The sequence below is a fragment of the Cohnella hongkongensis genome (assembly GCF_042654645.1).
Taxonomy (GTDB): domain Bacteria; phylum Bacillota; class Bacilli; order Paenibacillales; family Paenibacillaceae; genus Cohnella; species Cohnella hongkongensis.
Map to the genome: position 1 here is coordinate 18156 of NZ_JBHSEP010000032.1, position 15827 is coordinate 33982.

A 15827-nucleotide genomic window follows, 5' to 3' on the forward strand; every position below is an offset into this window, starting at 1 on the left:
ATATTTAAGATGCCAATATTCTGCCCTGCCGTCAATGATCGGAAGCGGTGCACGGGTAGAAAAATGCGGCCATTGTCAATGATTCGGTGTAGTCGGCATCGTGCCATGTTCGAGGTTGTGGATGCAAAACAATTATCAGGGCATTGGCACAGCCAGACAATACAAGCCACAATGTGGGAAGGATGGCCCCCTCATGCAAGAACTACTAAGGGTTTACGCCTATGCGAAGCAATATAGAAACCAGATGTACAAAGCAATCATTTGTTTAACGATCAGTGTAACGTTGAGTATAGTACCTTTTTATATCATCTCCGAAATGATCATGCGATTCACCGACGAAGGTAGTGTGACGATAAGCGATTTGGCCATGATGGGCAGTATGATGTTTATTGCCTTGGTGCTTCGAACGTACACTCATAATAAAGGACTATCTGCCTCCCACCATCTCGCTTACGATACGCTCATGGGCATGCGGAAGCGTACCGCTGACAAGCTGAGGCGGATGCCGATGGGAGCGATCCAGCGACAAAGTGCAGGCAGTCTGAAGAAAAACTTCGTCGAGAACATCGAAGACATGGAGATCATTTTGGCGCATAGCGTTCCTGAAGGCATTTCCAATCTGCTCACCGTCCTGGTCGTAACATGCACCCTCTTTCTGCTGGATTGGCGCCTCGCCTTGCTCTCCCTTGGCACATTGCCAATCGGCATTACAGCGATCTCCATGATGATGAAGAATGGCAAGAAACGAATAGGGCCTTACTATCAGGCGGCCAAAGAGATGAACGATACGATTATCGAATATATTTCAGGCATAGAAGTCATCAAGGTATTCAACCAGACAGCGACATCTTTTCGCAAATATACGTCATCCGTGGAGCATTACAAACGGACTGCGCTTGACTGGTATCGTGTATCGTGGCGCTTTATGACGGTTTACACCATTGTCTTGCCGTCAACCCTGCTTTTTCTTCTGCCTGTTGGAACGATCCTGTTCAAGAACGGCTCACTTTCGCTCGGCACATTTGTCTTATGTATACTGCTGGCGCTCAGTATGGGGCTGCCTTTGATGCGATTGGTCGAGCTTGTACCCGAACTCCCCAACCTGAGGGTTAAAGCGAAAAAAATCGAGCAATTGTTCGATGAGCCGGAGATGCTGGACGGGACGATTCATAAGGCGCCGCCCAACCACTCGATTGTGTTCCGCGACGTTTCGTTCGGCTATGCGGATCACAATGTGATCGAGAAGCTGACCTTCACAGCGGAAGAAAACCAGGTAACGGCGCTGATCGGGGAATCAGGCGCAGGCAAAACAACCATAGCCAAGCTGCTTGTACGGTTCTGGGACGTGAAGAGCGGAGAAATTACGATCGGGGGAATTCCTGTCCAGCACCTGACGTTCGAGGCGTTAATGAACGCCATCAGCTATGTGTCGCAGGACGTGTTTTTGTTCAATACGACCATTATGGAGAATATCCGGATGGGCAAGCCGAATGCTTCCGATGAAGAGGTCATTCAGATGGCCAAATATGCGCAATGCCACGATTTCATCATGGAATCAGAGCACGGCTATCAGACCCTTGTCGGCGAAGCGGGCGATAAGCTGTCTGGCGGACAACGTCAGCGTATCTCGATCGCGCGCGCCATGCTAAAAAATGCGCCAATTGTTGTGCTTGATGAAGCGACATCGGCGACCGACCCCGAGAATGAGGACAAAATTCAGGAAGCGCTCATTCCTCTTATTGAGGGAAAAACGCTGCTGGTTATCGCCCACCGCCTGTCGACGATTGTCGAGGCGGACAAGATTATTCTGATGGATAAAGGAAAAATGGCCGCTCAAGGCACACACGAGGCTCTGCTTAGCTCTTCCCCGCTCTATAAGCAGATGTGGCAGTCGCATATGGAAGCTATGAATTGGGATATTACGGTAAAGGAAAGGAGCGAGCTGCATGCTTAAATTTATTAGCAGAATGCTTGCTCTCGCAGGCGAACACTCGTGGCGGATCAAGCTCGCATTCGTCTTCAGCTTCCTGGAAAGTCTGTTAGCGAACACGCCTGTCTTTGCACTGCTTTATATCTTTACAAAAATCATGAACCAGTCCTTAACGAGCTTTGACGGCTGGCTGTGCGGCGGCATTATGCTCGCTGCTATTCTGGCGCGCTTTGCGCTGCGGCGTCTTTTCCTCAGCTTGCAAAGCGGTACGGGCTATGAAATATGCGCCCGCGAACGATTAGTGATCGGCGACTTATTCAAACGATTTCCCATGAGCTACTTTACAGAAGGCAATCTGGGCAGGATCACTTCATCCATCTCGGTTGACTTGGTTTATATCGAGGTACAGGGCATGAAGGCGATGGATAGAATCGTGAATGGATTCATGTCCTTGTTCATTGGTTGTGTTGTGATTCTCTTCCTCGATTGGCGGATTGGGCTCATGACTGTCGTCCTTGCCCTATTTGCATTAGCTGCCCTCGAACGGCTGCAGCGAGTCGGAAAGCTGCACTCTCGAATCAAACAGGAGCAGCAAGCCAAGCTGACTTCGTCTATTCTGGAATATGTGCGCGGCATGTCCATCATCAAATCGTTGAACATGATTGACGATAAAGCCAGCGCTGTCAATAAAACCATTGAGAATGCCCGCGACTCTTCCATCGACTTCGAGGAGAAGTTCACACCGCCAAGCTTTCGCTATCAATTCTGGTTTTCACTCGCTACTGCATTAACGGTTTTTATGGCAGCAAGCTTTTATCAAACCGGTACGATGACCATGCCGCTAATGACGATGCTCATTATTTATGTGCACTTCATGTATATTCCTGTCAAAGCGTTGGGTTCCCTAACTGGCCAAATACGGGTTATGGAGGCAGCATTGGATCGGTATGAGCAGTTGCTTAACGTCAATGTTATCGATAGAGACTGCAAGGATATTCCCTTGAAGCGATTCGATATCGAGTTTAAGGATGTATCCTTTTCTTATGAGGAAAACGCAACGTTGCGCAACATCAGCTTTCATGTGCCGGAGAAGAGCATGACTGCGCTTGTCGGAGCATCCGGTTCGGGCAAAACAACGATAGCTAACCTGATCGTCCGCTTCTGGGATGTCCAGCAGGGCGAGCTCCTTGTTGGCGGTATTAATGTAAAGGAGCTGACTTGCGAAAGCTTGTTGCAGAATATCAGCATGGTATTCCAGAACGTATATTTGTTCCGTGATACGATCTGCAACAACATCAAATTCGGCAAACCGAACGCCACATTTGAGGAGGTTGTCGCAGCAGCCAAAAAAGCGCGTTGCCACGAGTTCATCACCTCGCTGGAGGGTGGCTACGATACGATTGTTGGTGAAGGAGGAGGAACGTTGTCGGGTGGCGAAAAGCAGCGGATTTCGATCGCCAGGGCCATCTTGAAGGACGCGCCGATCATCCTGCTTGATGAAGCTACTGCAAGCGTCGATCCGGACAATGAGAAGCATATCCAGAAAGCGATCAGCGAGCTGGTAAAGGATAAGACACTCATTATCATCGCTCACAGATTGTCAACGATCCGCAACGCTGATCAAATTATCGTTCTGGATAAAGGCAGCCTGATTCAGAAAGGCACCCATGAGGAACTAATCCAGCAGGATGGCCAATATCGGCATTTGTGGAACAAGCGAATGACATCCCGCAGTTGGAAAATCCCCGCTTCTACAGCAGTTTCCAGCATAGATCGTTAACGATACCTGATCGAAAAGCCCGCAACCTGACTAACGGTGGTTCCGGGCTTCTAAATCATTACCGGGATTGCTACGCAATGACCATCTCCAGCAATTTCCTTGCATATGCGGACTGGACGTCCTTTAACTTTTCAATTTTGACGATTTCTTCAATTTGTCCATCTTTAACAATCATGACTCTGTCACAAATATAAGCAGCGGCCTGTATATCATGAGTAATAAAAATATAGCCCATATTGTAAATTTTTCGCAAGCTTTTTAACAGTTCAAGTACCTGGGCTTGAACAGATCCATCCAAAGAGCTGATGGCTTCATCTAATACCATACACTTCGGTTCCGTTGAAACAGCTCTAGCTATACACACTCTCTGAGCCTCGCCGCCCGATAACTCATGAGGGTATTTGGTTCGATAAGACGGGTTCAGCCCAACTTGATGCAAGAGCTGCTCAATCTTGCTATCCGCCTCCTGGTTAACTATTCCTCGCAGCTTCAGGGGCTCCATCATGGCCTGCTCCACGGTATAAAACGGATTAATGGATGAGGTATAATCTTGAAATACGGCACTGATATTTCCCAATCTCGCTTTTGGATTCTCTACGCTCTTTCCCTCAAGCAAAATGGTTCCGCGATCAGGCTTTTCAATTCCTAAAAGCAATCGCCCCAAGGTAGATTTGCCGCTTCCGCTTTCTCCGATAATGCCCAAACATTCCCCTTGCCGGCATTCGAAGCTAACATTTTTCAAAACCTTCTGCCGTTCTTTGGAGAACAATCCGCCCTTTTTATAGGATTTCTCAACGCGTTCAACACTCAGCAACGCTAACGCCCCCTATGATTCTCTTAAAATGATGATTGAGCGCCAGCTTCGTAGAAACCAAATAGCGGGTATACTCGTGCTGAGCATCCGAGAAGATGGTCCGGGTTGTCCCTCTTTCCACAATTTCTCCGTCTTTCATGACCAGAACCTCATCCGCAATTTTTTGGACAATGCCCAAATCGTGAGAAACAAAAATCATCGAGCAGCCCATTTTCTCCCGCAACTGTACGAACTGTTCCACAACCTCAAATTGCGAGATCGTATCGAGTGCTGTAGTCGGTTCGTCAGCGATCACAATGTCGGGTTCCAATACGATGGCCAGGGCAATCATGACCCGTTGCAGCATACCGCCCGACAACTGGTGCGGATACTGATTCATCACCGCGATCGGATCCTTCAGCATTACGCTTTCCATCGCCTCTTTCATTCTGTCAGTGATTTCGCCACGGCTCCAGCCGAAATGCCAAGCAAGGGTCTCCTTTAAATGAGCCCCGATCACACAAGAAGGATCAAAGGCACGCATGCCATTTTGTAAAATCATGTAAAGCTGTTTTCCTCTTTTTTTTCGTATCTCTTTTTCGGAAAGCTCGCTTAAATTGACCCCGCAGAGCAGAATATCTCCGGATTGGCTGAGCCCGGCTTTATTCAATCTCATGATGGCCCTGCAGGTCAGAGACTTACCGCTTCCGCTTTCCCCAACGATGGCCAGACAGCTTCCCTTTTTGACCTCAAATGAACTATTCGGAATCAGCACATTGCCGGTGTGGCTATCCCAAATCTTCAAATTGGCTACCTCTAAAATATTCATCAATGGATTGCGCCACCTCTTTCCCCCTGCAGCTTCGCTGCCGCTGCACGGGTTTGTCCTTGCCGCTTGTATCGCGAGGTCCTTAACTTCGGATCTAACGCAACTTGAAGCGAATCAGACAAAAAGTTGATGGCCGAAACGACAATAATGAGGGTTAAGCCGGGCGCCAGCATAAGCTCAGGCCTTGTGAACATGACCTCCCTCGCCTCATTTAACATCATGCCCCACTCCGCCTTCGGCGCTTGAATGCCTAATCCGAGGAAGGAAAAGCCCGATAATTGCAAAATCATAGTACCGAAGGAGCTGCTGGAGATGACTGCGATGTCCGGAAACGAAACGGGAACGATATGTTTGATCATAATTTTGATGCTGCCGACACCAAGCGTCTTGGAGAATTTCACATAACCGGCATCGGCATATTGCATAACAGACGTTCGGATGACGCGGGCAAACCATGCCCAGTTCACCAATACAAGCGCGATCAAAATATGATGAAAACCAACGCCCATAATACCAATCACGGCCAAGGTCATCACATATCCCGGGAACGAAAGCATCACATCGCAAGCTCTCATCACAAGGGCATCCGTCTTTCCCCTAAAGTAGCCCGCTATAAAACCCAGAATCGCTCCAATTCCTACCGATATCGCCAATACAACCAGTACCCAAAGCACACTGGGACGGATGCCATAAATGAGTCGGGATAAAATACACCGCCCCAGATGATCGTTTCCTAACAGGTATGCCCACGATGGGGATGCAAAGCGGAGCTCCATATAGACTTCTTCGGGATCGTGCGGCGCAAATAAGGGGGCAAATATCCCGACAATCATGGTAGCCGATAGAATGAACAGCGATATCGCAGCTATTTTATCTTGCCCTATATGCTTGATCAGCTTCATTTAACGATCCTTCCTTAGCCTGGGATTGATCGCCGCATTGAGAATGTCCGATGCCGCATTAAACAGAACAAAGGTTGCAGCCAGTACGAGGACATAAGCCTGAATGATCGGCAAATCCCTGCTTAAAATCGCTTTAACGCTTAACGTTCCTAATCCGGGCCATGCGAATATATTTTCTACAACGACGGTGCTTCCCAAAATAATGGGGATTGCCATGCCAAACACGGATATCGCAACCTGCAATGAGTTTCTTAACAGATGGAGCGTTATTTTCCTTTCCGGCAAGCCGCATGCCCTGCCGTACAGCACGTAATCTTCGTTTAAGTTGCTTATCATCGAGCTTCTTATGATTCGAAAGAAAACGCCCGCAAAGCTGATCGTGATCACAATAACAGGTAGAATGTAGCTTCTATACGAATCCATGCCGCTGGTCGGCAACAAATCCAGCTTCACGGAAAAATACCAAACCATAAGCGCCGCTAGCCAGTAGGATGGCATAGAAGTCAGTAAAAAGGCGACGCCTCTTACCGATTTGTCCATCGCCCTTCCTTCTGTTAAAGCGCAGATGACGCCTAACGCCACAGACAGTGCTATAATGACCGTAATAGAAAGCAACGTCAGTTTTAACGTATTGAGAAAAGCCGGGCCGAGCAATGACCACACCGGTTTTCCCGTGATGTACGAGTGTCCGAAATCGAACTGCAAGCAAGAAACAAACCAATTGAAATAACGGATAAGAAACGGTTGATCCAATCCGATCGCCGCTTTCGTTTCGGCTATTAACTTGTCTGTTATTTGGGGAACGCCTTGCGCGTGCAGTACCACTTCGGCAGGATCTAAAGGCGATAGATGGATAAAGACAAAGGTTAAGAACGATATCAGCACAAGCAAAGGAATCGATATCAATAACCTCTTCATGATGTAACTGCTCATAGCATCCTCCCTTATCAATAAATAAAAAGGGGGGAAGCCCCCTTTTATTTATCTACTCGAAGTACATACGCTCGAATGGCAGCACATATTGCGTTTGCTTAAAGGAGATGCCTTGTAGCTGTTTCGGGGCAACAATGGTTACAACACCATTGGTGATAGGAATAAAGACGGCTTCATCATGAACCATTTTCAAAATATCCGCATATAACAATTGGCGGTCCTTCTCATCCATCGTCACCATAACCCGATCAATTTTCTTGTAGAGTTCATCCGCTTGCGCAATGCCCTTGGTCGTATAAAGAAAGGACGACTCGGAAGTAAATGCAGCGATTGTGCTTTGCGGATCATAAGCGAGCCCCCATGTATTATTGAACATTAAATCATAGTCCCCTATCGATCTCCTTTTGGCGATGGAAGCAGACTCCTCTCCAACAATCTCCAGCCCTATTCCTATTTTTTTTACGGTGTTTTGAATGAATTCCGCTTGCATTTTTTGAGAGGGAGAGTTGATGTCATAGTCAAGCTTCATCGTTAATTTGCGGCTGGCTTTCGATCTGACCTCGCTGCCATTCTCTAATTTCCACCCGGCTTTATCCAAAATCTGTTTCGCTTTATCTAAGTCGTAGCCTCGTTTTTGTAGCTCCACATCGGCATAATTGACATTGGGGGAGAATAAAGTATCGGCGACCGTTTCTGCATCATTTAGAATTTGCTTGCTGATCGTTTCCCTGTCAATCGAATACCAGATCGCTTCGCGAACAGCAGCTTCGTGCACAGGACTGTCCGTTTTGCTGCTATTGGCCAGGATCATATTCGTATTCATGGGTTTACTTCTAACCAGTTGGTAATTACCTGTTTTCACCAACTCATTCATCGCTTCCACTTCAATACTGTCCGCGCCCCGATCATCGGTAAATATAAAGTTGACTTCTCCCTTTTGTAGAGCCAAAAATGTCGTTTCTCCTGCCGGAAGCACCTTTGCCGTAATTTTCTTCACTTTTGGCGTACCGCCCCAATAGCTTTCATTGGCTTCAAACATGGCATATTGATCGATTTTGTGTTCGGTTATCTTATAAGGCCCTGTGCCGTGGTAACCGTTTAGGCCATCCTTTGTTTCTCCATTCTTAAAGTCCTTGGGGGAGATGAATACATAAGGTCGAGTCATCGCCAATTCAAGCAAGGTCGGGTAAAACGGCTCCGATAGAACGAATTCAACCGTATACTCATCGATTGCTTTGACGCTTACGATTTTCGTTGACAGCTTGATCCAGGAATGCAAATCTGGATTACGTTGCACAGCCTCGATGTTTATCTTTACAGCTTCTGCGTTGAATGGCTCTCCATCATGAAATTTAACGTCTTTTCTTAAATGGAAGGTGTATATTTTCCCATCATCGGAAACGTCCCAGGATTCGGCCAACAATGGCTTGATTCCGTCCTCCGTATTTTCAACCAATGGCTCGTATACCATCCCTTGCGCCGCCGTTGAACCTATGTACAAATGGGGATTCATATCCGTAATATCTACTGCAGTAGCGTACACCAGCTCTTCGTTTGTATCTGTTCCTCCAAAATCCGCAGTTTTGCCGCCGCTGCAGCCTGCCAGTAGAACAATAGAAGCGATAAAAGCGCATAATAAAACAAACATTTTTCTGGACATGTCGTATTCTCCTCTATATGGCACGTATTCATTTTTAATCATCTTCTTATGGGGTTCCTAGACGATAACATACACTGCAAATTAAATTGTAATTATTACATTTAAACAATTCAAAAAAAACTTATACTCTGCCGTTAACATCGCGTAGCTGCCGATCTCTATCACCGTTCCTCTCCCTTGTATGCGCTTATCACGATTGTCGTATTGCTGTGTTTCGCTTTGATCGCAGATTAATTGTAATTATTACTATTAAATTGTATCCCAATCTTCTTTACTCCGCAACTTTTTCTTTAATAGAGAAAAACTGCCCCAAGACTCAAATCGTTATTTCTTGCAACTCTCTGCATCATATCGAAAGATACAGGGTCGTCCGCACCTTCGGCCATCCAACTTATCCTCAAGCCCCCAGCGTTCGCTTCGCTCTTTTAAGCGCAACCAGGATCATCAGCACCCCTAATAATCCGCAAATCATATACATGACCGAATAAGAGAAGTGATCCGCAATCGGTCCCATAACAACCCCGCTCATCGAAATGCCCAGATCAGCCATACCTATAAATAAGCCGAGCAGTACATTCCGATTGGCTTGCGGCAATACAAAAGACAAGTACGTCGTTAACATCGGATACAAAAGCGCGTAAGCGATCCCCATTAATATAGCGCCAATATACAGAAAGCCAGCTCCTCCTGTTACGGAAACGCTTATGAGCACGGAAGCGAACACTAGGATCATCATAATTCCCGCCACAAAATTGGGATGCCACTTGCCGTCTGAAGGGATTTTTTTACTCCAAGCAAATCGGACCAAGACAACCGTGCTCGCTTGAAGCATAAGATAAACTGCCGCATTTCCGCCCTCGATTCGGGACGCATATAAAGGGATAAAGGTCGTTACCGCGCCAAACACAATAGACGCCGTCGCCATTAGGACACTGCATTTGAGTAAATCCTGATTTTTGATCAATTGAACGATGGACTGCAGCATTGTTGCCTGATGCGTGGTTGCCTCGTGCGCGGTTTGGCTTGAATCAGATTCTGCCTTTCCGTTCTCCATTCTGGCGTTAAAGCCGACGACTCCAGTCAGTATGGCAATGGCAATCATAACCGCTGAAAAGAGGCTCATTTCCCCCGTTTGCCACATTCCTACAGCGAGTAACGGACCGATTATTCCCGGTAAAGACGCCCATAAGGAATACATCGAAATTCCTCGGGAGCGATCCTTATCCGGCAGCGAGTCTATAATCCCCAATTGCAAAGCCATGGAAAAGAAAGCCGTACATATCCCTTGAAGCATCCGGGCAAGGAAATAGCCGCCCAGGCCAGTAAACGTGTACAACAGGAGAGCCGTTCCATTGATCGCCAAAATATATCGCAGTACTCTTAACGGCCCATGCTTCCGGATAATTTGGCCGGCCCAAGGCCGAAATAGCATGGTCGTAAATAGGTATGCCCCCATTACGATACCGATTGTCGTATTGGTTGCGCCTAGGGACTCTCCCCTCAAAGGAATCACGACATTCAGAATCGCATTTGCGCTAAAATACAAAAACGTCAGGCTGTATAGCCGAAAAAAATGACCTGACAAAACTCCGTTCAATAGGATCTCCCTCCTGGTCGTCCGTCCTATCATGGTTAACGCCTTCGGTCTCAACCGCCGATTTCGCTTATTGCGCCGCAAATCTTAACATGCGTGTATAGAGGTGACGCTCATCAAGCCAAAGCTCGTTTGCTGCAAATTCATCTACAATTCGTCCCTCTTGCATGACAAGCAATCGGTTGCAGAGCTGGACCGCAGCGGCAAGATCGTGAGAAATAAATAGAACGGACATGTTTAATTGCTTCTGCAAGTTTTGCAGCAAATGCAAGATTTGACTCTGGGTGGTTACATCCAGACTGGAGGTAGGCTCATCGCAAATGAGCAGCCGCGGACCCAGGCTGATGCCGCGAGCCATACAGACGCGCTGCCGCTGTCCTCCGCTCAGCTCGTGCGGGTAACGATCCATATGTTCAGCAGATAGACCTACCATACTCAACAGCTGCTCCGCTTTATCCCTTCTGGTTAACATGGTTCCTTGAAAAAAAACGGGATTGGCACGCGCATAATTGTCCAGCGGTTCCACCACGGAACGCCAAATCGGCAAGCGATCATTGAGCGAAGCGGCGGAATCCTGAAAGACAACCTGAAAATGTTGTCTCAGCTGACGCAGTTCCCGTTTCCTCGCCCGTATCAGGGATTGTCCCTGGAAGAGGATTTCCCCTTGATCTGGAAGCTCAAGCGCAAGAAGCAGGCGCACTAGTGTGCTTTTGCCGCTGCCGCTCTCTCCAACCAAGCCGACGCATTCCCCTGGCCTGATCGTAAATGACACGCGATTTACAGCAATCACGTTGTCCGCGCCGTGCGAATATTGCTTCAATAAATCGTTCACCTGCAGGCACTCAGACATGAAGAACTCCCCTCTCCGCTTCGCTCGGCTTCAATCGAGGACAAGCAGCCAGCAGCTCCCGTGTATAAGGATGAGTTGGGCGCTCGCGAAGCTCGGACGTGATTCCCGCTTCGACAATGGTCCCATTCTTCATCACAGCAAGGCGTGCGGCTCTTCTCCATACCTGTCGCAGATCATGGGTAATAAACAGTACGGCGCAGCCCGTCTCAGCTTGAAGCCCGGCAATCAGCTCCATCATACGCTCCCCCGTCAAGACATCAAGCGCGGTCGTCGGTTCGTCTGCAATCAATAACGAAGGACCCGGCATCAGCGCCGCGGCAAGCGCAACTCGCTGCCGCTGGCCTCCGCTAAGCTGAAACGGATAGCTCGCATAGGTTCTTTCCGGGGGCAGGCCGACCCGCTCAAGCCAATCGAGAATACGTGCTTTGGCCTCCTTTTTGTTCATCCGGTCGTGGGTGCGAAGCAGTTCCAGCAACTGAGCTCCTATTTTCATAAACGGAGTAAAGCTGCCCTGATAGTCCTGAAACACCCATCCAATCTCCTTGCCGCAAAGACGCCTGCGCTCGTTTCGACCAAGCTGATGCAAGTTTCGATGATGGAGCCAGATCTGCCCGGAAGCCTGAAGCGATTTTGCCAGCAAACCGCCAACAGCCGCTGCTGTCACACTTTTTCCGCTTCCGCTTTCTCCTACGAGCGCCAGCATTTCGCCTTGACGAATCGTGAACGAAACATCTTGAACAATCGGCCTAATCCGTTTCTGCTCCGTAACCGCGACCTGCAAATGATCTATGCGAAGCACTAGCGGCGCTTCCTCGCTTAACGTTTTTCGCCGCTTCCGATCTGCGTCCGAATAGGACAAAAGAATTTTCGACTCATCTATCCCATGCATACCGCATTCCCCCGCCTTCAAGGTTCATTCCCCCGCAATTTGCCTCGCACATCGAGCAGATCTCTCAAACCGTCGCTTAACATGTTGCAGGCCAAAACAACGGCTAAAATACAAAGCCCTGGATACAACATGAGTTCAGGCGCAGCCTGAAAATACGGACGACCGTCATTCAGCATCGCTCCCCACTCCGGGGCTGGGGGCTGGGCTCCTAATCCCAGATAGGATAATGCCGAAATAAGCAGAATGGTTTTTCCGATATCACCCGCTGCAACAATCGCGAGGGGCGAGGCAATCTGACGAAGCAGATGACGTCGGATGACCGACCAGTTCGAACTCCCGGACACAATCGAAACAAGGATATAATCCTTCTCTCTCTCGGAGAGGACAATACCCCGAACGATCCGGGCGTAACTGATCCATTTCACGCAAGCAATCGCCAGCATGACATTCAACAAACCGGGACCCAAGAAACCGGCTACCGCTACCGCAACCAACATTTCGGGCAATGCTCCCGCTCCATCGGCGACGCGCATAAGCAGAGCATCCACGCGTCCTCCTTGATATCCGGCAATGAAACCGATCGGAACGCCTATCGACGCAACCGCAACGATAACCGCGGTTGAAAGCCCCAGCGTGGTATGCGTGCCCGCCATTAATCTGGACAAAATACAGCGGCCAAGATGATCGGTTCCTAAGGGATAGGCGAGGCTCGGAGGCTGTAAGCGCTCCGACATTTGAATGAGCAACGGATCGTTAGGGGCAAGCCAGGAGCCGCAGAGGGCGAATAAAAGAAAGAAAACAAGCAAGGCCATGCCTATGGCGATTAAAGGATGTTTAGCGACATATTTCGATAAGCGCATGCTTCCCAAACGAATGACGATCGTTCCCTTCTTCATACACGCCGTCCCTTCTGCATTCGAATGCGAGGGTCGAGCGCCGCCGCTCCGAGATCCGAAAGCCAGTTGGCGGCCATAAAAAACAGGCCGCAAAACAGGACATACCCTTGCACGACCGGATAATCCCGCAACCGAATCGCTTCGATCGCCAAGCTGCCAAGTCCCGGCCAGCCGAATATGGACTCCGTGACGACAGAACCAGCCATCAGTGCGCCAAGACTGATCCCGGACACCGCAACGATAGGCAGCAAGGCTGCGCGCATGGCATGACGAATTGTAATACGCCATTCGGCAATTCCTCTTGCCCGAGCTGCTCTGATATATTCCTGAGAGAACGTATCCAATAAACCGGCGCGCAATAACCGGATGTATTCCGGGGTCATGACGAATCCTAGCGTTAAGGAAGGCAGGACAAGATGCCGAAGACTTCCGCTCCCCATCGTCGGAAGCCAGTTTAATTGATAGGCAAACACATAAATAAGCAGCAAGGCGAGCCAAAAGCTGGGCACCGATGCGCCAAGCAGCGCGACCATCCGGCTCAGCCTGTCAGGCGCTTTGCCGCGGTATTTCGCAGCAAGCACGCCGAGCGGGAAAGAAAAAAGCACGATTACCAGCATAGCTCCAAGCGACAGATAAATCGTTGCGGGCAAACGCTCTATCAGCATCTCCCAGACATCCCGGTTGTTCGCCATGGAATAACCCCAATCGAGCTGTACAACCTTGGTCAGCCAATCCCCGTATTGTTCGTACACGGGACGATTCAATCCAAGCGATTCACGTACCGCTTCCTGATCGTCTTGCGACAACGCGCCGTCGCTTGCCCGCAAAATAGCCAGCACCGGATCGCCCGGCGCCAGCTTCATTAAGGCAAACGTTACTATACTTAATAAAAACATCACGATGATCAGTTGGATGAAGCGGTTTGCCCATGAGTTGAGCATGCTACTTCACGTCCAGCTTATTCGTCACCATATAAAATTCTTCAGCTCCCGGCTTCCAGTTCGTTACACGTTGATTGAGCCCAACCAAAATGTTCGGATGAATAATATAGGAATGAGGCATCGTTTCTTTTATGGCTGCAACCGCTTCTCGAGTAAGCTCATTTCGCTTCGGGACATCCCCTGTTCCGTTCAGCTCCTTAAGAATCGGGTCCAGCTTGTCGATTTTTATATTCGCCGGGTTATAGGATCCGCCAGGCACATAAGCGGAATGGAGGAACGATCCGCCATCGCCGCGCGGCGCGGTCAAATAGGTTGCTGTCGACATGTCCCAATCGGTGTTTTCTTTAATATAGACCTCGGGATACTCCACAGATACAATCTCAATCGTAATGCCGGCTTTAGCCGCTTCAGATTGCACCAACAACGGAATGAGCGGCAGCTCCGGGTTTATGCCTGCGAACGCGATTAGCTTGAGCGTAAGCGGCTTTCCGTTCTTCTCCAGCTTTCCGCTTCTCCCCTTCGCATAGCCGGCACTCTCAAGCAGCTTCAAGGCTTCAGCCTGATCCAGCTTCTGTGCGGCATCCTGACTGCCAAACGGGAGTGTAGGGTTAAACGGACCGCTTGCCGGCATCGCGTGGCCAAGCATAATCTCCTCTACGATTGCATCGCGATCAATCAGTTTGTCCAGCGCTTGCCTTACACGAAGGTCCGACACGTTCGCGCTAACCGGATTATAAGTGAAATAATGGGTCCGAAGGCTGGTTACGGACTGCATGGACAATTCCTTGTCCTTTTGGATCGATTCAAGCGACTCGGGCGCCAGATGATATACGATGTCCGCTTGCTTGGACTGGAAGGCCAGCGTTCTGACGTTGGCATCGGCATTAAACTGGATGATGACGTCTGTTAATTTGGCTTTCTCGTCCCAGTAATTTTCATTGCGAACGAGTTTGATCTCTTTGCCTGCAACGAATTCGGTCACCTTGAACGGACCGGTTCCAATCGGAGCCTTATTGAAAGCTTCCTTGCCCAATGCCTTCTCGGCCTCGACGCTCATAATGCTGGCTGTCGGATGAACAAGTTCGGTCGGAAATGCCGGATGCGGTTCCGTTGTTTTAAACGTAAGCTCCTGGCCGTTAGCTTCGATGGAAGCGATTTTTAGCGAAGCTGCCAGCGCCACGCTGTCGGCAATCCCTCTTTCGAAAGAAGCCTTTGCCGCGGCGGCATCCAGCTTCGTTCCGTCTTGAAAGCTGATATTGTCGCGCAACGTAAATACCCAAGTGACCGGATCCTTCGCTTCCCATTTGCTGGAGAGCCACGGCGAAATCTGCATATTCTCATCCAACCGAACCAACGTTTCCGTAACGCCTGCCCGGAGCGCAGTCCAACCGTTATGCGGATCAAGGGTATCTACTGGGAGACTATGGATAAGGGTCGCCGTCTTGCTGTCGCTTGACTGGCTTTGCTCGGATCTGGCAGCCGGCGGCTGTGTCGAATTCATATTGTTTTCCTTGCCTTCATTCGCTGCGCATCCTGTCATGAATAGAGCAAATGCCAGCAAAATAATCCAACCTATGGGCAAGGCTTTACGATGTCGCTTTTGAATCATCAATTGATCTGCTCCCCTTTTCAATCGGCTCACTCTCCACTCCTGCTCAACAAATACAATTCAATTGTATCCTGCCTCCAGCCTGTTTCCTATGACTCATAAGAGCTAGGTGTTTGTTTATTTGTGAAGATAAAATGACAATGTTTTTCCCTTTTATCCTACCTATGGGTTCGAAGACGGTCCCGATAAAACAACAAAGCAAGCGGACTAAATACTGCGTG

General features: G+C 49.0%; 13 protein-coding genes. 2 read left to right on the forward strand and 11 right to left on the reverse strand.

Features of this window, described 5'->3' with window-relative positions; translation table 11 throughout:
• Positions 1-193 precede the first annotated feature (193 nt).
• Both ACFO3S_RS26820 and ACFO3S_RS26825 read left to right on the forward strand, forming a co-directional pair.
• Positions 194-1954 (forward strand): ABC transporter ATP-binding protein, encoded by a 1761-nt coding sequence (locus tag ACFO3S_RS26820; RefSeq protein WP_378102561.1) that lies wholly within the window; start codon positions 194-196, stop codon positions 1952-1954.
• A complete protein-coding gene (locus ACFO3S_RS26825) occupies positions 1947-3710 on the forward strand; it encodes an ABC transporter ATP-binding protein (RefSeq protein WP_378102564.1) in 1764 nt (587 codons plus the stop codon). Before ACFO3S_RS26820 ends, ACFO3S_RS26825 begins: the two co-directional genes overlap by 8 nt.
• A 70-nt stretch (positions 3711-3780) precedes the next feature.
• On the opposite strand, the gene ACFO3S_RS26830 is transcribed toward ACFO3S_RS26825, so the two are convergent.
• From ACFO3S_RS26830 to nikA, 11 genes are all read right to left on the reverse strand, one after another.
• Positions 3781-4524 carry an ABC transporter ATP-binding protein gene (locus tag ACFO3S_RS26830; RefSeq protein WP_378102567.1) on the reverse strand — a complete coding sequence of 248 codons (744 nt, stop codon included), beginning with the start codon at positions 4522-4524 and terminating at the stop codon, positions 3781-3783.
• Positions 4511-5332 carry a staphylopine uptake ABC transporter ATP-binding protein CntD gene (gene cntD, locus ACFO3S_RS26835; RefSeq protein WP_378102570.1) on the reverse strand — a complete coding sequence of 274 codons (822 nt, stop codon included), beginning with the start codon at positions 5330-5332 and terminating at the stop codon, positions 4511-4513. The genes ACFO3S_RS26830 and cntD overlap by 14 nt, the downstream gene beginning before the upstream one ends.
• On the reverse strand, positions 5332-6234 hold the full coding sequence (cntC, locus tag ACFO3S_RS26840; protein ID WP_378102573.1) for a staphylopine uptake ABC transporter permease subunit CntC: 903 nt from the start codon (positions 6232-6234) through the stop codon (positions 5332-5334). Before cntC ends, cntD begins: the two co-directional genes overlap by 1 nt.
• Entirely contained in the window at positions 6235-7167 is a 933-nt protein-coding gene (gene opp1B / locus ACFO3S_RS26845) for a nickel/cobalt ABC transporter permease (protein WP_378102576.1), read from the reverse strand.
• A gap of 52 nt (positions 7168-7219) precedes the next feature.
• Positions 7220-8827: a staphylopine-dependent metal ABC transporter substrate-binding lipoprotein gene (gene cntA, locus ACFO3S_RS26850; protein WP_378102578.1), complete on the reverse strand. Its 1608-nt coding sequence runs from the start codon at positions 8825-8827 to the stop codon at positions 7220-7222.
• 397 nt (positions 8828-9224) lie between these two features.
• Positions 9225-10424, reverse strand: a complete 1200-nt coding sequence (gene cntE, locus ACFO3S_RS26855) for a staphylopine family metallophore export MFS transporter CntE (protein ID WP_378102580.1) — start codon at positions 10422-10424, stop codon at positions 9225-9227.
• A gap of 67 nt (positions 10425-10491) precedes the next feature.
• Entirely contained in the window at positions 10492-11271 is a 780-nt protein-coding gene (locus ACFO3S_RS26860; RefSeq protein WP_378102583.1) for an ABC transporter ATP-binding protein, read from the reverse strand.
• A complete protein-coding gene (locus ACFO3S_RS26865; protein WP_378102586.1) occupies positions 11264-12181 on the reverse strand; it encodes an ABC transporter ATP-binding protein in 918 nt (305 codons plus the stop codon). The genes ACFO3S_RS26860 and ACFO3S_RS26865 overlap by 8 nt, the downstream gene beginning before the upstream one ends.
• Entirely contained in the window at positions 12178-13056 is an 879-nt protein-coding gene (gene nikC / locus ACFO3S_RS26870) for a nickel transporter permease (RefSeq protein ID WP_378102589.1), read from the reverse strand. Before nikC ends, ACFO3S_RS26865 begins: the two co-directional genes overlap by 4 nt.
• On the reverse strand, positions 13053-13997 hold the full coding sequence (gene nikB / locus ACFO3S_RS26875; RefSeq protein ID WP_378102591.1) for a nickel ABC transporter permease: 945 nt from the start codon (positions 13995-13997) through the stop codon (positions 13053-13055). The genes nikC and nikB overlap by 4 nt, the downstream gene beginning before the upstream one ends.
• A gap of 1 nt (position 13998) precedes the next feature.
• Positions 13999-15606, reverse strand: coding sequence for a nickel ABC transporter substrate-binding protein (gene nikA / locus ACFO3S_RS26880; RefSeq protein WP_378102628.1), 1608 nt, complete (start codon positions 15604-15606; stop codon positions 13999-14001).
• Positions 15607-15827: the final 221 nt, after the last annotated feature.